Source organism: Dactylosporangium sucinum, assembly GCF_014647515.1.
In the GTDB taxonomy this organism is placed as follows: Bacteria; Actinomycetota; Actinomycetes; order Mycobacteriales; family Micromonosporaceae; genus Dactylosporangium; species Dactylosporangium sucinum.
The window spans coordinates 70,182-86,268 of sequence record NZ_BMPI01000010.1 but is presented as its reverse complement, the minus strand read 5'-3'; the positions used below and the strand labels follow the sequence as shown (position 1 = coordinate 86,268).

23 protein-coding genes are annotated in these 16,087 nt (G+C 72.7%); 17 read left to right on the top strand and 6 right to left on the bottom strand.

Going from position 1 to position 16,087, the window contains the following annotated elements; genetic code table 11:
• Positions 1-224: hypothetical protein (locus IEZ31_RS12465; protein ID WP_229834801.1), on the top strand; the 224-nt coding region annotated here is incomplete at its 5' end.
• Positions 225-378: 154 nt separating this feature from the next.
• On the opposite strand, the gene IEZ31_RS12460 is transcribed toward IEZ31_RS12465, so the two are convergent.
• Genes IEZ31_RS12460 through IEZ31_RS12450 form a run of 3 tightly spaced genes read right to left on the bottom strand, consistent with a single transcriptional unit; the run spans position 379 to position 1,618 of the window.
• Complete coding sequence (locus IEZ31_RS12460) at positions 379-594, bottom strand: hypothetical protein (protein WP_190249968.1); 216 nt, start codon at positions 592-594, stop codon at positions 379-381.
• Between the two features lie 2 nt (positions 595-596).
• Positions 597-1,202 carry a hypothetical protein gene (locus IEZ31_RS12455; protein ID WP_190249967.1) on the bottom strand — a complete coding sequence of 202 codons (606 nt, stop codon included), beginning with the start codon at positions 1,200-1,202 and terminating at the stop codon, positions 597-599.
• On the bottom strand, positions 1,199-1,618 hold the full coding sequence (locus IEZ31_RS12450) for a hypothetical protein (protein WP_190249966.1): 420 nt from the start codon (positions 1,616-1,618) through the stop codon (positions 1,199-1,201). The genes IEZ31_RS12455 and IEZ31_RS12450 overlap by 4 nt, the downstream gene beginning before the upstream one ends.
• Before the next feature lie 395 nt (positions 1,619-2,013).
• Between IEZ31_RS12450 and IEZ31_RS12445 the strand changes: the two genes are divergently transcribed.
• From IEZ31_RS12445 to IEZ31_RS12435, 3 genes are all read left to right on the top strand, one after another.
• Complete coding sequence (locus tag IEZ31_RS12445; RefSeq protein ID WP_190249965.1) at positions 2,014-2,223, top strand: hypothetical protein; 210 nt, start codon at positions 2,014-2,016, stop codon at positions 2,221-2,223.
• A complete protein-coding gene (locus tag IEZ31_RS12440; protein WP_190249964.1) occupies positions 2,220-2,942 on the top strand; it encodes an RNA polymerase sigma factor in 723 nt (240 codons plus the stop codon). The genes IEZ31_RS12445 and IEZ31_RS12440 overlap by 4 nt, the downstream gene beginning before the upstream one ends.
• Positions 2,943-3,254: 312 nt before the next feature.
• Positions 3,255-4,376, top strand: a complete 1,122-nt coding sequence (locus IEZ31_RS12435; protein ID WP_190249963.1) for an RNA polymerase sigma factor — start codon at positions 3,255-3,257, stop codon at positions 4,374-4,376.
• A gap of 61 nt (positions 4,377-4,437) precedes the next feature.
• On the opposite strand, the gene IEZ31_RS12430 is transcribed toward IEZ31_RS12435, so the two are convergent.
• Entirely contained in the window at positions 4,438-5,475 is a 1,038-nt protein-coding gene (locus tag IEZ31_RS12430; RefSeq protein WP_229834879.1) for a tyrosine-type recombinase/integrase, read from the bottom strand.
• A 111-nt stretch (positions 5,476-5,586) separates the two neighbouring features.
• On the opposite strand from IEZ31_RS12430, the gene IEZ31_RS12425 reads away from it, so the two are divergent.
• The 9 genes from IEZ31_RS12425 (at position 5,587) to IEZ31_RS12385 (ending at position 11,071) form a co-directional block, all read left to right on the top strand.
• Positions 5,587-6,708: a coiled-coil domain-containing protein gene (locus IEZ31_RS12425; RefSeq protein WP_190249961.1), complete on the top strand. Its 1,122-nt coding sequence runs from the start codon at positions 5,587-5,589 to the stop codon at positions 6,706-6,708.
• A gap of 203 nt (positions 6,709-6,911) precedes the next feature.
• Positions 6,912-7,142 carry a hypothetical protein gene (locus tag IEZ31_RS12420; RefSeq protein WP_190249960.1) on the top strand — a complete coding sequence of 77 codons (231 nt, stop codon included), beginning with the start codon at positions 6,912-6,914 and terminating at the stop codon, positions 7,140-7,142.
• Between the two features lie 67 nt (positions 7,143-7,209).
• On the top strand, positions 7,210-7,638 hold the full coding sequence (locus tag IEZ31_RS12415; RefSeq protein WP_190249959.1) for a hypothetical protein: 429 nt from the start codon (positions 7,210-7,212) through the stop codon (positions 7,636-7,638).
• The gene (locus tag IEZ31_RS12410; protein ID WP_190249958.1) at positions 7,568-8,803 is read left to right on the top strand and encodes a hypothetical protein; all 1,236 of its coding nucleotides are present in this window, start codon (positions 7,568-7,570) and stop codon (positions 8,801-8,803) included. The genes IEZ31_RS12415 and IEZ31_RS12410 overlap by 71 nt, the downstream gene beginning before the upstream one ends.
• 192 nt (positions 8,804-8,995) lie before the next feature.
• Positions 8,996-9,301 carry a hypothetical protein gene (locus tag IEZ31_RS12405; protein WP_190249957.1) on the top strand — a complete coding sequence of 102 codons (306 nt, stop codon included), beginning with the start codon at positions 8,996-8,998 and terminating at the stop codon, positions 9,299-9,301.
• A gap of 7 nt (positions 9,302-9,308) precedes the next feature.
• Positions 9,309-9,839 carry a hypothetical protein gene (locus IEZ31_RS56555; protein ID WP_229834799.1) on the top strand — a complete coding sequence of 177 codons (531 nt, stop codon included), beginning with the start codon at positions 9,309-9,311 and terminating at the stop codon, positions 9,837-9,839.
• 5 nt (positions 9,840-9,844) lie between these two features.
• Positions 9,845-10,063 carry a hypothetical protein gene (locus IEZ31_RS12395; protein ID WP_190249956.1) on the top strand — a complete coding sequence of 73 codons (219 nt, stop codon included), beginning with the start codon at positions 9,845-9,847 and terminating at the stop codon, positions 10,061-10,063.
• Positions 10,064-10,391: 328 nt separating this feature from the next.
• Entirely contained in the window at positions 10,392-10,832 is a 441-nt protein-coding gene (locus tag IEZ31_RS12390) for a GIY-YIG nuclease family protein (protein WP_190249955.1), read from the top strand.
• On the top strand, positions 10,829-11,071 hold the full coding sequence (locus IEZ31_RS12385) for a hypothetical protein (RefSeq protein WP_190249954.1): 243 nt from the start codon (positions 10,829-10,831) through the stop codon (positions 11,069-11,071). The genes IEZ31_RS12390 and IEZ31_RS12385 overlap by 4 nt, the downstream gene beginning before the upstream one ends.
• A 62-nt stretch (positions 11,072-11,133) precedes the next feature.
• On the opposite strand, the gene IEZ31_RS12380 is transcribed toward IEZ31_RS12385, so the two are convergent.
• A complete protein-coding gene (locus IEZ31_RS12380) occupies positions 11,134-12,009 on the bottom strand; it encodes a hypothetical protein (RefSeq protein ID WP_190249953.1) in 876 nt (291 codons plus the stop codon).
• Positions 12,010-12,018: 9 nt separating this feature from the next.
• Positions 12,019-13,107: a hypothetical protein gene (locus tag IEZ31_RS12375; RefSeq protein WP_190249952.1), complete on the bottom strand. Its 1,089-nt coding sequence runs from the start codon at positions 13,105-13,107 to the stop codon at positions 12,019-12,021.
• A 328-nt stretch (positions 13,108-13,435) separates the two neighbouring features.
• Between IEZ31_RS12375 and IEZ31_RS12370 the strand changes: the two genes are divergently transcribed.
• From IEZ31_RS12370 to IEZ31_RS12355, 4 genes are read left to right on the top strand one after another with little or no spacing between them, the layout of a single operon-like run.
• On the top strand, positions 13,436-14,350 hold the full coding sequence (locus IEZ31_RS12370; RefSeq protein WP_190249951.1) for a YciI family protein: 915 nt from the start codon (positions 13,436-13,438) through the stop codon (positions 14,348-14,350).
• A gap of 14 nt (positions 14,351-14,364) precedes the next feature.
• A complete protein-coding gene (locus IEZ31_RS12365) occupies positions 14,365-15,165 on the top strand; it encodes a hypothetical protein (protein WP_190249950.1) in 801 nt (266 codons plus the stop codon).
• A gap of 29 nt (positions 15,166-15,194) precedes the next feature.
• Positions 15,195-15,746 (top strand): AAA family ATPase, encoded by a 552-nt coding sequence (locus tag IEZ31_RS12360; protein ID WP_190249949.1) that lies wholly within the window; start codon positions 15,195-15,197, stop codon positions 15,744-15,746.
• Complete coding sequence (locus tag IEZ31_RS12355) at positions 15,743-16,084, top strand: DUF4031 domain-containing protein (protein ID WP_190249948.1); 342 nt, start codon at positions 15,743-15,745, stop codon at positions 16,082-16,084. The genes IEZ31_RS12360 and IEZ31_RS12355 overlap by 4 nt, the downstream gene beginning before the upstream one ends.
• Positions 16,085-16,087: the final 3 nt, after the last annotated feature.

The following is a 16,087-nucleotide window of genomic DNA, read 5'->3' as shown; positions in this document are numbered from 1 at the left end:
CGCTGGCGTTCTACGCCATGTCGAACATGAAGCCGGACGCGGAGCGGTACCCCGACAGCATGGGCGACCCGTTCACCAACATGGACGCCACCCGGCGGGCCTGGGCGGAGGCGATCGAGGAGGACCCCGACGCGACTGGCCCGCAACCCCGCCGCCAGGCGAGGAACGAGGACCCGTGGGCGCAGCCGGCTACCTCAGGCTTCGACGACGAGCCCCCGTTCTGATGCGCCGGCCCTGGGGACCTCGGCTGCGCGCATGGTCGCCCGTCACGGCGGGCCATCCTCCTGCGCGTCCGACGTCGAGGCCGGCGCGCGTACCTGAGCGGCGGCTGCTGGAACACGGCGCCCCTGGGCGCGGCGCGTCCAGGGGCTGCCCGGTTCAGTCCTCCGTGGGGATTTCGGCGTCGGCGTGCCGCGTGCGGATGTAGCGGGTTCCGACCCGGGGGGAGCCGCAGTCCTGGCAGACGCGGACGGAACCGCCGTCCGCGGCGAGGGTGTTGCCGACGAAGTCGCGGTTGGCCTGGCAGGTGTAGCACCACGTGAACAGCGACAGGGCCATCGGTGCGCCGGGCTCGCCGGCGGTGGTCGCGGCCACGGTCAGCTCCGTCCGGCGTTGGGTCCGACGATGTCGGCGTGCCCGTCGCGGATGTAGGCGTCGCGCAGCGCCAGGTCGTCGACGTCGTTGTCGACGTCGCTGATGAACGGCATGCCCTCGGTGACCCAGCTGGCCGGATACGGCACCGGCTGCACGGTGATGGTGCGGTCGGCCGGGACCAGGACGGTGGCGTTGCCGTCGGCGCCGATGGTCAGGGTGAAGCCGGCCACGACCGCGCGGCGGCCGGAGCGGGTCAGCTTGACCGGCACGTCGCCGCCGGCGACCACGCCGGTGTCGAGATACTGCACGTTGCGGGCGTAGCCCTGCTGCCCCCACGGCTTGCCGGGGTTGGGCTGGCCGACCAGGCTCGCCCAGGTCCGCGACGGGGTGCCGGCGAAGCGGACCTTCCCGCCAAGCAGGTCGGTGCGCGACAGGTCGACGTCGAAGACCGCCACGATCGTGTTGTTGTACACGCCGGCCACCACGTCGCCGTACTCGGCGAGCGAGGCCTCGGCGATGCCGGACCAGTCGCCGAGCACCGACTCCTCGGCGGTCATGTCGCCGGCGAGGACGTCGGGCCAGGTCTTCTTGACGTGGACCAGGATCATGCGCCCGTCCCTTCCGTGGGTTCCTCGGTGAGCTCGTCGAAGGTGTCGTGCACCGGCCGCGGCGTCCACGGCCGGGTCGTGAGCATCGAGTTGGGCCGCCAGTCCCCGGGCAGCTCGGCGCCGCGGCCGACCGCCAGGCGCCGGTACACCGCGGCGTAGCCGGCCACCGCCTCCTGCCAGCCCGGGTAGAGCTGCTCGCTCCACATCCACGGCCGCCGCCAGAGGGCGGCGCGGGAGCGGTGGTCGCGGGCGGTCCACTTCCAGCCGGCCCGGGTCACCACGACCCGGGCGACGAGGTGCCGGTCGTGCAGCACCTCGTAGGCGTCCGCGACGCCCTTGCGCTTCTCCACCGCCCAGCCGTTGCTGCGCCACTGCATCACCGGCAGCTCGATCCTGCGCCGCGCCTTCGGCGGCATGGCGTCACCATCCTCGTGGTCGCAATCAATGTTCCGGTAACTTCTGCTGAAGTTACCACACAACTCCTGGGCGTCGATGGGTGGCGCGAACGAGTCGTCGCAGGAAATGCCGGATTTCTTGCGACGACTTCTCCATCCAGATGGACCGTCTAGATCGGGATGGGCGTCCACGTCGCAGCGCCCGGCTGGGCGGCGAGCCCTGCTAAACGGGCGGGTTCGGTGGCAGCCGCGGTTCACCGGCTGATGCTGGCGACCGCTGTCGCGCCCTGCCGGGAAATTCTTGAGAGTCGCGGTAAACAGCATGCCTCGTGCGCGGCACGGACCAGGTGGACGGCCGACCTGATCGGAGGAGCGGCCCTGGCCCGAAATACGAGGTTGTCTCGATGATGGATCCCATGACCTTGCTGGCGCTGGTGTCGCTCGGCGTGCCGGTTGCGCATCGCCTGATCAGCGCTCTGTCGCAGCGGCCGACGCTGTGGGCTCGGACGGAACTCACCCGGGCTGCCGCGCAGCTACCGCCCGGCGTCGAGGTGACCGAGCGCGGTGTCGACGGTGCGATGTGGCATGTCCCGCCAACGCTGGTGGCGGACGGGACAAGGCGATGAGCAGACTGAAACTGCTGCGCTGCACGGTTTGCAACAAGGTGCTGTTCACCAACGTCGAGGCGTGGTACCGAGCGGAGCAGGCGGTGCTGCGCCGCTACGTCGGCCGACTCGCCGCCAGCCGCGGTGTGCCGCAATCCATTCTCGACCCTGACGACGTAGTGCAGGACGTCTTCGAAGCGCTGGAGATCGCGCTGTGGAGTGTCAACAACCCCGCAGGCTGGCTTCGGACGGTGGCGAAGCGACGGGTCGCTCGAGCGCACGGCAAGATGCGTCGCAGCTCGGCCGACTCGGCGGACGAATACCTGGTGACCGGGCGCGCCGTCCTCTGGTCCTCCCTGGTCGACCCTGACCCGGACATCGAGGAACTGCTCTCTGCCCAACTCGTGTGGGAGCTGATCGCGCGACTGCCAAACCGGCAACGTCAGGCCGTCTATCTCGAGTACGTCGCCGGTATGCCACGCTCGGCGATCGCCGAGCGGCTCGGCATCGCGGCTGCCACGGTAGGCGTGCACGCCTTCCGGGCCCTGCGGGCGCTGCGCGAGGCGCTGTTTAGCAATCAGGACGCCGTCGATGAGGAGGCAGAGGCGATCAAACGCGCGCTAACGCCGTGGCGCCCAGCGGAGTTCGCTGACTGGGGAGCAACCTGGTGGGCGTGGACGTGGTGTCCATGTTGGTCAGGTCTGCCCGAGAAAACCGAGATCACGCACTTGATGCGGTGATCTTCAGTACTGGCCAGGCACTTCAGCCAGCTTCTGAATTCACTTCTTGGGTTCACCATCCCGGACAATCGCCAACCGCCCGGCCAGGGGGCGACCGCCCACAGAAGAATTTTGAAGGAGGCGATAAAGGGATTCGGCCGCCGACGGCACGTACCTGGTGACGGCCGTTCCCCGCCCCGGGGCGACGGCATCGCGGAACCGGAAAGGGACGGCCGAAACCATGATGGACCTGTTCGTGATGGTGCTGTTAGGCACACTGGGTGGGCACGGAGTACGAACCCTGGTGCGGATGCTGGTGCCGGCGGTGCGGCGGTGGCTGACCCTGTCGGCGCGGGCGGCGACAATCCGGGCGGCCAGCCGGATGCCGCGGGGAACAGAGGTGTCGGGCCGGGACAGCCAGGGGGCGTGGCGGGCCATCCGGTCGGGGAACCGCTGATGGACAACGTGACCGGTCCGGACGCCGCCAGCAAAGGGGGCGGTCTCCCGGAGCAGGAGCATGCCGACCCGGCGGACCACGGAACCACCGATGATTCCGCCCGGTCCGGGCAACGCTCGTCGGGAGTGGCGCGCGTCAACGACGCGATCGGTCGCCAGGTTGATGCGGTATACCGGCAGCACCGCAGCCAGTTGTTGGCCCTTGCGCGGAAACTGGCGTACAGGTATCAGCTTGCCGACGCCCACCATGACGCCGAGGACGCGGTGCAGGAGGCCTTTGCCGAGGCCCTCATGTTCGCCCGGATCCGGAACATGACCGGCTCCTTTCCCGACGCGATCCACAACCCTGCGGCGTGGATGGTGACGATCGTGCGCCGGCGTGCAGCGCGCGCAGCACGCGCTGCGCACCACGGCATGACGGTCACGACGCCGGACCCAGACGACAGTGGCGCCCGGTGGAGCTCGATCGCCGAGTCGGCGACCGCCGAGCAGCGGCATTCGGTCAATGAGGTGCTCGCCGCGATTGCCCTACTACCTCGGAGACGACGCCTCATCACCTACCTGCGACACGTCGAGGGCTGGTCCGAGGCCGAGGTGGCGGACCTGCTGCAATGCGCCCCGGGCACGATCTCCGCCGCGGCCAGCGCCGGCAGACGTGCCGTACGCCAGCGTGTTGGCTCCGTGGCCACAGTGCATTACCGCAGGATTGACACGCGTCCATATCTAGTTCTCGTGGCACTGGGCGTGCTCTGGGTCGTCGGCGCCTGCCTAGGCCGTTCCTCCTCCCCGACATTCGCGACCATCGGGCTCTGGATTGAGATCGGCGCCACGATCGGGGTCTGGCTTCTCTGGGCGCATAACAGCAGCCTCGCCATGCTGCGTCGTTTCCGAGCCCTGTGGCCTGCGCTCCGGACGCTGCGTCGTCTACGGCAAGCTACGCGGGCCCGGCACTCACAGGTAGGTACGGGCCAGCGACCCGAGCGGAGTGGCAGTTCCTAACGCGGCGCCTTCCTTGTGGGCCTGCCGTCGTCCTGACTGGGGGCCGCTGCGGTGTCCTCGGTCAGGACGACCGCGGGTCGGAGGTGTAGCGGCCGGCCAGGAGGTAGGCGGGGTGGTCGTCGAGGCGGCCGCGGGCGCGGTCGTAGCGGCGGGTGGTGCGGGGGTCGGCGTGGCCGGCGAAGTCCTGGGCCCGGCGCAGGTCGCCGCCGGTGCTGTCGAGGACCTCGGTGATCGCGGTGTGCCGCAATGAGTGCGGGCTGAGCTGGTCCGCAGCAGGTAGTTCGGCCCGACGAGCAAGACGGCGGATGAGCCGCAGCACGTAGAGCTCGTACAGCAGCCCCCCGGCGCGAGCGGTAACGAACAGGGGCCCGTCGACCGGATTGCCCCGGGCGGTGAGCATGGTGTCGATCGCGGCGCCGAGGACGGGCGGCAGCGGGATCCGGATGCGCTTGCTGCCCTTGCCGGCCAGGTCGAGGACCCGGTGGCCGCGGTCGTGGCCCAGGTTGTCCACCTGAGCGGCGATCGCGGCGCCGACCCGGGCGCCGGTGAGCAGCAGCAGCAGGATGAGCGCGTACGTGCCGGGCCCGTCGAGCGCCGCCTGCTCGAGCAGCCGGGCGGCCTCGTTGCGGCCCAGCCCGACGGTGGGGCTGCTGTCCGGGTCGAGGCGGGGCCGGCCGGCTCCCTGAACTGGGTTGCGGGCGATGGGTGTTGGGTCGTCGGCGGTGTTGAGCAGCAGGTAGGCGTACCAGGAGGCGATCGCCGCGGTGCGCCGGGCGATGGTGGACTCGGCTGCGGGGCGGCCGCCGCGCGCCCCGATGAGGCGCTGCTCGACGATCCAGGCGTCGACGTCGGCCGGACGCGCGCGCAGCGGGTCGACACCTCGGCCGGCGCACCAGCCGAGCCAGGCCCGGAGATCGCGGCGGTAGGCGGTGCGGGTGTGGGCGGAGCGTTGCCGGGCCAGCCACACCTCGGTCAGCTCGGCCAGCCGCGCCGCCGTGCCGGGCAGCGTGCTGAGCGCGGGGAGGACGTCACCGGCGAGGACCGGCAGGGCGTGTTCGGCCGCGGGTACGTGGTCGGCGGCTCGGGCCGGGGTGTCCATCACGTTCGTAGGATAACAGTCATTATCTTACGCATCACGTCTGCACACTTTCGCTATTTCGATATCGCGTAACGTGTTTCGTTATCAACAGAACGAAAGTATGATGAGGGCATGACGAACGTGGAGCACGGGGCAGAGCAGGGCCGCGCGGGCCGCGGCGGGCGCCGCCGGGCGGTCGGGGAGCGTCCGTGCGGCTACGCCGGCTGCCCCGACCCGCTCCCGCCGCACGACGGCGCGGGCCGCCCGCCCGGCTACCACGCCGACGCCCGGTGGGCCGAGGCCGGCACCGGCGGCTGGCGGCGGGTCGCCCCGGGCGCCGGGACGCGCACCTGCAAGCAGATGGCCGCCGCCGACCGCCGGGGCGCCGAGGAGGCCGGCGTCGGCGCCGTGCTCGACCGCGTCGACGAGGTGGCCGAGCGCTGGTTCGCCGACCTCGGGCCGGTCCTGGAGGGCCTGGAGGACTTCGCCGGCCTCGTCGGCGCGCTGCGCGACGGGCTCACCGGCAGCGTCGCCGCAGCCGAGCAGGAGCGCGCCGACGCGGTCGCCGCCCGGCTCACCGCCGAGGAACACGCCCGCGCCGCCGACCGGGCCCGGCTCGAGGCCGAGGCCACCGCCGCGGACGCCGGGCGGCGCGCCACCGACGCCGAGGCCCGGGCCCGGCAGGCCATCGCCGACGCCGAGGCCCGGGTCCGGGCCGCCACCGAGCGCCTGGCGGCCGCGGAACGCGAACGGGGCGAGGCCGTCGCGGCGGCGGCCTACGCCGAGCTGCGTACCAGCGAGGCCACGACCCGGGCCGTGATCGCCGAGCACGCCGCGGCCACCGCCACGTCCGACAACCGCGACCTGCGGGCCGAGCTCACCGACGCCGAGCGCCGCGCCGGCGAGGCCACCACCCGCGCCGTCGCGGCCGAGGCCGCTACCGAGCAGCTGCGCGAGCAGGCCGGGCACAGCACCCGGCAGCTCGCCGAGCTGACCCGGCACCACGACGAGGCCATCGCGGCCGCCCGCGACAGCGCCGCCCACGCGGCCGCGGCCGAGCAGCGGGCCGCCGCCGTGCAGGCCGAGCTCGACGTCGCCCGGGCCGAGGCCCGCGCGGCCGCCGCCGCCACCGACCAGGCCGCCGGGCTCGCCGCCCGCCACCAGGCCCTGCTCGACGCGCTGCCCGGCGCGCTCGGCGAGCTCCTCGCCCGCGGCCTGCCCCGCGACGAGCCCGGGGAGCCGGGCCGTGGATAGCGGCCGGGTCCGGAGCGCGCCGGTGGGAGCCGCCGTCTGGCACCGGCCCAGCCGCGCGTGGTGCCTCGTGCAGGCCGTGCACCGCGGCGGCGCAGCGGCCGTCGCCGGGTACCGGCTGCACGACGACGACCGGCAGGTCGAGCACCCGCACGTTCCGCCCGGCGACGTGGACCTCTGGCGCGACGAGGTCCCCGGGCGTCACCGTGGTCTGGCGCGACCTGCGGCCCGGCATGGCGATCGAGTGGTGGGACGAGCCCTACCGCCTGGACGTGACCGGCGTCGGCGACGCCGACGACGAGGGCATGTGCGCCATCGACGCCCTGCAGGGCGCCTTCCGCTGGCCCGCGTACAGTGCCTTCACCGAGATCACGCCCGAGCTGGACGACTGGATGGCCGCCACCGTCATGGAGGAGCAGGACCGCTGGTTGCCGTGAGCGCACCACCCCACCCGTGGCCGGGCCTGGCCGACCGCCTCGCCGGGCCGCGCCGATCGGCGCGCCCGTGAGCGCGATCCAGTGGGGCCGGCTCGACCCGGCCACCATCGAACGCGCGATCAAGGCCCTGCTGCTGCAGCTGCATCCGGGAGCCCGGCCGATCGACGGCAGCGGCGGGGACGGCGGCCGCGACGTGCGCTGGGACAGCCCTGACGGCCTGGTCATCTTCGAGATCAAGTCGTTCGCCGGCGAGCGGCTCAGCAAAGGCAAGCGCCGCCAGATCGAGCAGTCTCTCACCCAGGCCGCCACCCACCACCCGATCCGCTGGGTCCTCGTCCTGCCCACCCGACCACACCCCGGCCGAGGAGACCTGGTTCGACGGCCTCAGTGCCGCACATCCCGGTATCCAGCTCGACTGGCTCGGCGTGACCTGGCTGGACCTGCAGTTCGGGCAGCACGAGCACCTGCGCCGCCTCGTCGAAGGCGAGGCCTATGAACTGCTCGTCCTCGCCCGTGAGTTCGGCCAGGAACAGGCGGTGCTCACCGGGCCCGGCGACCTGCTGACCCGGGTCGAGCGCCTGCACACCCGGGCCCAGGACCTGTCCGCCGGCTGGAGCACCGGCTTCCACGCCACCGAGACCGGCATCGGCATCAGCTTCACCGAGCGCTACCCCGGCGCCGGCGCCGAGGAGCCGGTCCCGCTCGGCGGGCTCTTCGCCTTCCCCGCCGGCGACCCGGCCGCGGACGCCATCCGCCGGCAGCTCGACGACGTGCTCGACTACGGCGGCGAGGTGGTCGTCGACCGCCGGTACCTGACCGCCGGCCAGGCCACCGCCGTGCAGATCGCCTCCACCACCGGACCGCTCGGCACCCTGCCGACCTACCAGCTCGTCCTGGCCACCACCGGCGGCGCGGTCCGCCACCGGCTCACCCTGCACGCCGACGCCCCGACCATCGGGCGGCGCGGCGCCCGGACCGTCATGCGCGACCCCACCGGCACGTTCACCGCCGTGCTCACCGCCGACCGCCCCGAACTCGGCGGCATGGTCAACATCTCGCTGACCACCCGCGGCCTGGCCGGCCGCTACCCCTACGAGGTGCGCGACGCACTCGACCTGTTCAGCGCCGCCGAACCCGCCGACCAGCTGCAGCTGCGCGTCAACAACCGCCCGATCGGCACGCCCCGCGGCCTCGACCAGACCGGCCTCGCCACGCTGCTGCTCGAGGCGCGGGACAACGCCGGGCTCATCGCCGCCCTCGAGCGGCTGCAGCACCACACCGGCCAGTCTTTCCCGATCCCCGACGACCTCACCCAGGCCGACGCCGTGGACTTGCTCGACGCCGACCGGCTGCTGGCCGGCCACGAGATCCGCATCCAGCAGGACCAGATCACGCTGACCGTGCGCGCCGACCGGCTCGAAGCCTTCCTCGACATGGTGCCCAGCCTCGACCCGCTCGGCGGCATGCGCATCGAAAACGTCTTCTACAGCGTCACCTGCGGCCCGCACGCCATCACCCTCGACCCGATCACCCTCCGTGCGCCCCGCCTTGAGCTGGCGAACCTCGACGCGCTGCGGGTCGCGGTCGGCACCGGGGTCGACCCGGTCGCCCGGTACGTGTGCGTGGACGGCGAAGGCATCTACGCCACGCTCGCTCGCTGAGCGCGACGATAGGCGCGTTGACGGCAGGCACGAGAGCAGAAGACCCGGTCAGTGCGGGCGTTCGGACTGATAGGCCATCCACAACCGGAGCGCGCACACAACTTCGGTAGCCACTCCACGTGCGCCTGCCCGGAGCCGGCCCGACGACGCTCGGGCGACTGGGTGATCGATCGGTGTCATAGGGTCACCGGCATGAGCGATGTGGATGACGAGCTTGACCACCAGGGCATGGCCATCGAGTTGATCGACGCCTTCATCGAGCACGACCTGGCGGGCCTCGCTGGTCTGGACGCGGCCGGGCGAGCAGCACAGCTGCGAGCAAGGCAGGCGGTGTACGAGTTCGTTGACGAGGTCTGGGAAGGCGCGAAGGCCCGCGGCCTGGACCCGGCGACCGATCCGGACTGGAACGCCGTCGCGGGGCTGCGGGACCTGACCAACGCGCTGGTCGACCACGCGAGCCAGGCCCAGGCCGATGCCGGCGACGAGGATCACGGCTGACGTCCCGGTGACCACTGGTGGCTCGCGCGACGACGAGATCCGGGACCTGGTCGCCAGCACCGCAGTGCTCGGCCGGGTGTCCGGCCGCCAGCCGTGGCGCGAGTTCCTGCTGCGGGTGACCGGCGGCCGGTGGCCGCGCCGCCCCGGGCGGCCGGTCGTGCCCCGGCTGGCCACGCCGTGGCAGGACACCGTCTCGCACGAGCGGATCGGCTGGCGGATGCGGGCGGCGAACCTGCGCAATCACGACCCTGACGACGCCTCGGTGCGAGACGAGTTCGCGTTCGAGGTCGACTACCAGCTGTGCCACCGGTGCCGGATCGGCTGGGTGGAACAGCCGCACACCCTGCCGGGGTACCGCCGGCGCGGCCTGGCCGCTGCCGGCCTGGCCGCGCTGCGTACGGAAAACCCCGGCTTCACCTGGCACACCCTGGGCGGCCACATCGACGGTTCCCCGGCCTTCTGGGACGCCATCGGTGCCGACGTTCCGGGCGGCTATCGGCAGCGCGAGGTGTGTGAGCACGTCACTGCGGGCGGCTGACTCCGTTGTTGGAGCCAGCCGCCGGGGTCGGCTGCGTCAGGAAAGAAGACGGTCAGCGTGACACCCACCAGCGCCGCGCGGACCGGGCCGAAGCCCGCGCCGACGCCATCTACGCCGAACACGACCGGCAGGCCGCCGACCTCGAACGGCTCCGCAGCGAGCTGGCCACCGCGCAGACCGACCTGGCCGCGGCCCGCGCCGACGGGGAGAATCGCAAGCGATGAGCAGCCTTGAGGAACTGGAACAGCGGATCGCGGCGAGGGAGGCCGAGTTGGCGATCGTGTGGCAGGGGGCAGCGGGGCCGCCCGGGCGCTGGCCGCCGGCGCCGACCGCGACGTCGCGGAGTACCGCGCCGAACTCCGCGGCCACACCCGCGTGCGCGGTACGCTCCGCGAGACCCAGGTGCAGCAGGGCCAGAGCCTCGACAGGGTCGACGCGAAGGATGACGACCCCACCACCAGCCCGCCAGGAGTTCGTGCGGGTCCTCAACGCCCGCCGCGCCGCCAACGGCGCTGGCCCGGTCGGCGCCTGCTCCCGCCGGGACGGTGACCGATGACCGCCTACGGCGAATACCAGGCCCGGAAGCGGCTGACCACCCGATACCAACGAGAGATCAGCAGCTACGGCACCCACGGCGACCCGAAAGAAGCCATGGTCGAAGCCAACCTGACCGTCTTCGGCGGCTTCGGCGACCCCGGCCTTCCGCACCACTACGCCGGCGTGTACTTCATCGCCAGCGGCCCCTTCATCAAGATCGGTGAGGCCGTCGACCCGTACGAGCGGATGCGCCCCTTCCACGGCGGCAACCCCCACGGCCTGGAGCTGCTGCACGTCATCGCGAGAGACAGCAAGTACGCCCGCCGGCGGCTGGAGCGCGAGCTCCACCGGCGCTTCAACCACCTGCTGCTGCCCGGCCATCTCGAATGGTTCCAGAACCACCCCGAGCTGACGGGGTTCATCGGCTCCAGCTGCTCCGAGGAGTGCTACCCGTGACCGGCGACCACGGCGCGACCGCGCTGCTGACCGACCGGCTCGGTGGCACCCCGCTCGACGCCGACCGCCCCGAGCAGGCCCGCACCCTGATGCTGCTCGCGCGGGTGTGGTCGGCCCGGCTGGGGTGGCGCGGACGGCCAGGTGCTGCTCGACGAGGTCCCGGCGCTGGCGTGCGGTGGTGTCCCCGTCGGCGGGCGGGGCAGCGGGATGTCGCCTCCCGCGCCGCGCGCTGCAGCTGAACGCCGTACGCGCCGACGCCCGGATGCCCAGGGTGGCCTGGCCGCGTCCCCGGGGGGATGAGTCAGCCGGCGCGGTAGGCGGCGAGTAGCTCGTCCATGTAGTGCGGCATGACCTCGCGCAGCTCGTCCTCACTCACCGCGGCCGCGAGGTTCTGCACGGCGAGTTCGACGCCACGGGCTCGGGGGCGGCCGAACAGGTCGGCAAGGTAACCGACGCCGACCGCGACGCTGTCCGTGCAGTCCGGGTGGCGGCCGAGCTCGGCCAGGCGGGCGCCGGCCTGTGACGGGGTGGCGGGGGCGCGCATGAGGCGGAAGACGTCGCCGGCGTCCTTGGGCTTGATCCGGTCGGGCGTTCCCGCGGCGAGGCGCTCGCCGAGCTTGTGCGCCTTGGCCATGAGCAGGGCGGCCTCACCGGCGACCCGCAGGACGGTGGTGCGCGGGTCGTGGTCCGGCTCCAGGCTGGCGATGGCCATGGCGGTGTTGTCGAGCACGGCGGCTTCCAGGCCGGCGGCCCAGCGGGTGGCGTTTTTGCCGTGGTGGGGGAGGCGGGCGTCGCGGCTGCCGTGGCCTGGGGCGAGGGCCTCGGGCACCATGAGGTCGACCTCGATGGTCTGCGGGACGCCGCCGACGTTGGTGCTGCGCTGCCAGGCGCCCGGCTCGACGCCGTTGCCGCCGACTTTGATCTTGAGGGTGAAGCCGGCGGCGGTCATCGCGGCGGTGATGGCCGGATCGTCGTCGAGCTGCGCCGGGTCGACGCTCAGGTCAGCGTCGGTGGTGTAGGGAGCCACGACGTGCAGATCGGCGTCGCCGGCGCGCAGGTAGACGGCCTGGGCGCCGACCAGGACCAGGGCGCCGCAGTGCTCGCCGAGCGCGCCGGCGGCGTCCAGCAGGACGCGGCGGGCGGCGACGTAGAGAGGGTCGATCTCGACGGAGAGCACCCGCCGAGGCTACAGCTGGTCGAGGCCGGAACGGCGCCACTGCGTGGTGTGTTCGCGCATCCAGGCCAGCAGCGCCTCGCCCTCCTCGGGCAGACGTCCGTTGCCGCCGAGGCAGTCCAGGGCGAGCTGCGAGATCCCGGCGTAGCGTAGGCCGTCCCCGACTTCCGGACGGTCCAGCTGGGACGGATGCGCGGGCTTTAGCAGCAGCACGTTCGCGCCGCGCTCTGCCGGCATCAGGTCCAGCGCCATGGCGGCCTCGGCGAAGTCCGGCACGTACAGCGCCAGCTGCGCCGGTGCGGCGATGCGGACGTAGCGCTGCACCGCGGTCGAGCCGGTCACGACGGCGTCGCTGGCGCCGGCGGCCCGCAGCGTGTCCAGCAGGTGCGGCAGCCCGCGGCGGGCGATCGCCGGCCGCGCCCTGTTGGTGCTCGTCAGCGCATAGCTGCGGGCCCGCTCGCGCAGCAACTGCTCCCAGTCGACGTCGACCACGAGCCGGTTGCGTGCCCGTTCGATGAGGCGTTCCTGGTCCAATGCGTCCAGCGTGCGTGACACGTAGGCGGGGCTGGCGCCGGTGACCGCGGCTAGTTCGGACATCCGATACGGCGGCGCGGCATCGACCAGCGCCCGGACGATGCCGTTGACCAGCTTGCCCTGCAGTCCGCGACGTGGTTGCTCCCCTGGGTGCGGGTCATGGTCGGCGCCGTGGGTGTGCAGGACCAGCGGTGGGTCGGCCATGCGGACCCACACGTTGCCGGTCAGGTCCAGGTAGTTGATCCGGTGCTGCTGCAGCAGCTCCCGCGAGCGGCGGCTCAGCCACGGCGCGACGATGATTACCGGCTCGTTGTGGTGCTGCCGGAGCACTCCGGACAGGCCACCAGTCAGGGCGTCGACGAACCGGGGAGCGAACCGCCGGAACGCCAGCACGACGATCCGGGCTGGCGCCCGGCGGCCGCGGACGCGGACCAGCCACACGTCGTCGGAGGCGGTGTGGCCCTCAAGGTGGATATCCCGGGTCACCTCGACGCCGTCGAAGTCGATCAGCTCACGGAACAGGTCGAAGCCCCGCCCCAGCAGCTTGTCCTCGTGCTCGCCGTCCATAAGCACATCTTGACACAAAGTATCCGTTTGCCATTGGTTGTCAACCACGCATTCGGCTGGCAAATCTTCACGTCAAGCGCCCGGTACCGCTCAGCGACGAAACCAGGACGCCGCCTCCGTTTGGATCGAAGTGCGTGCAGGTCAGAGCCCATCAAACCCTCCGCTGGGGGCGTAGGCGACGGAGGGATAGGCGTTCTCGCCACCGGATTTCCTGCGGCGACCCCCGGTTCGGGTCGTCCGGCGCACCGTTCGCGAGCTGGGGCTGTCATAGGGGACCGGCACCCTCCACTCGTACGCATTTCCTGCGACAACGAGAGGGGCGGTCTAGATGATCACCCGTGGTACGCAGCCAGGCGACCCGGCCGGGGAGGGCCCGACGGGGTACGCGGTACGCCGGGCCCGCACCCGGATCGACACGGCCCGCCGCGCCGGATTCGGCTTCACCGTGGCCGGTCACTCCTTCGGCCTCCTCGGCGGCGTGGTCTGGCTCGGCGGCACCGGCATCGTCTGGCGGCTCGCCGGCGGCCGGGCCGCCGACTTCCCCGCGCTGCTGGACACGCTGCAGCAGGGCGCCCCGCTCAGCTCCTGGCACTGGCAGCCGGTGGCGGCCGGGTTCGCCGCCGTGCTGGCCGGCATGATCGGCGACGGCTTCGAGGCCGCCAGCCGATGGGCACTGCGCCGCGCCCACATCGCCCGACTGCGCCTGCTGCGCCGTCCCGCTGCCACGAACCCCGCCGACACGAGCGACCCCGGCCGAACCGCCGGCGTCGCGGACAGCCGCGCAACCGGGACGGCCGCCCGGTGGATCGTCACCGAGTTCGACGAGGCCGGGGCGTGGCTGGGTGAGTACGACGGCCAGACGGAGCTCGACGGCGGCGCCGACACCGACGCGTGCCAGGCCGCGGCCGCCGTCTACGCGCTGTGGTGGGAGCCCACCTGGCTGGGGGTCCGCCACCACCGAGCCGAGGTCGTCACCGCCGACGGCGCGTACGGCGTGGCCTGCGCGGCGCGGCGGCTGATCCGCCCGATCGAGTCGCTGCAGGACGCGGAGTGGTCGGTGGAGCTGGTCGACGCCGACCACGAGCACCAGCAGCGGCCGGTGGCCCGGCCGGACCGGATCGACAACGACGGCCTCACCGGGGCCCACGCGGCGGAGCTGACCGACGGCGGGTGGCTGCCCATCGTGCGGGTCGACGACCTCCACCGCTGGAACGCGCAGCTCAACACCGGCGACGAGCGATGAGAGGCAACCGCGACATGGACACGACGCCCAGCGAGCCCGGCAACGGGTGGACGACCGAGGACACCGCCGCGGCGCGCGCCGCCGCCGGCGACCTGCCCGCCGAGGTCGAGACCAGCGACGGCCGCACCGTGATGGTCGTGCTCGACGAGCTGTACGACTTCGCCCACCATCGCGCCCCCGCCGGCGGCGGCCGGGCCGGGGCGCTGCAGCGGATGCTGCACGACCTCGTCCGCGCCGGCCGCAAGAACGACCTGGTGCACATCGAGGACCCGAAGGACCCCGCCGTGCCGACCCAGCGCGCCACCGTCGGGCAGCTGGCCGCCGCGTTCGGCGAGCCCCGGCCCCTGCCGGCCGGCACGGTCACCGTCCACCAGCTCACCGGCGACGGCGTGTGCTGGCGGGAGTTCCACCACCACCCCCGCAACGACGCGGAGGCGGAGCAGCTGTACGAGCGGATCGAGCGCGGCTTCCGGATGGCCACGACGATGGTCACCCGCGACGGCGCCCACCAGCTCGGCGCCCATGGCACGCACCCCGCCACCCCGGCGCCGGTCGCCAGCCGCCCGGACATTCCCACCGAGACGACCACGGCGACGGTCTACCGCTCACCGCGGCGCCCGGACGATCCGTGGTCGCTCGGCATCGGCTTCGACGACTTCCTCACGCACCTGCCCGCCGGCGAGCACGCGCCCCTGGACGCCGCCGACGCCGCCCTCGCCGCCACCGGCCTGCGCCGCACCAGCGACTGGCGGCCGCACTTCCCGCGCGGCAGCTGGGGCTGGCGCACCGCCAACGTCACCCGGGACGGCGGCTGATGACGCCGGCGGCAAAGACACAGACCCTCGTGATCACGATCGGGTTGCCCGGCTCCGGGAAGACCACGGCGGCGCGCGCATGGGTCGCCGCCGCGCGCCGCACCCGGGTCCGGGTCAACCGCGACGACCTGTGCCACATGCTGCACGAGTGGTGGACCGGATGGCCCGAGCACGAGGAACCGACCGGCGAGACGCTCGAGGCCGCGATTCGGGTCCTGCTGGCCAGCGGCAAGGACGTGATCTGCGACGACCACAACCTCCGACCCGAGGCATGGCAGCTGCACGCGGCGCTGGCGAAGGAGGCCGGCGTCCGGCTGCAGGTGTGGGACCTGACCGGTGTTCCCGTCAAGGACTGCATCGCCCGGGACCAGTACCGCGGCCAGCGCGGCGGACACCGCGTCGGCGCAACTCGAATCCGTGCGATGCGCCGCGCCTTCACCAGGGCCGGCGGCATGACGAGCGTTCGCAGCACCCTCAACTGCCCCGTCGTGGTACCCGAGCCGCAACGCCCGGGCCCGGTCACCACCTGCCTGCTACCACTACCCGAAGCCGAGCGCCGGAAGGGTGACCGCCAACCATGACCGTGTACGTCGACAGCGCGAACATCCCGGCCCGTGTCGGCCGGCGGGAGGCCACCTGGTGCCACCTGACCGCCGACACCCAGGACGAGCTGCACGCGTTCGCGCGGCGGCTCGGCCTGCAGCGCCGCTGGTTTCAGACCTGCAAGTACAGCAAGGCGTGCCAGCCCGCCGAGCGGTGCGTCCACTGGCACTACGACGTCACCGCGCCCAAACGCGCCCAGGCGGTCGCGCTCGGCGCCGTGGAGATCGACCGGCACCGGCTCGTCGAGCTGCTGGCCAGCCGCCGCGCGGCGCTCAACATTGCCCGCGGCCAGGACGTTCACCGAGGCGAGGAGTGACCG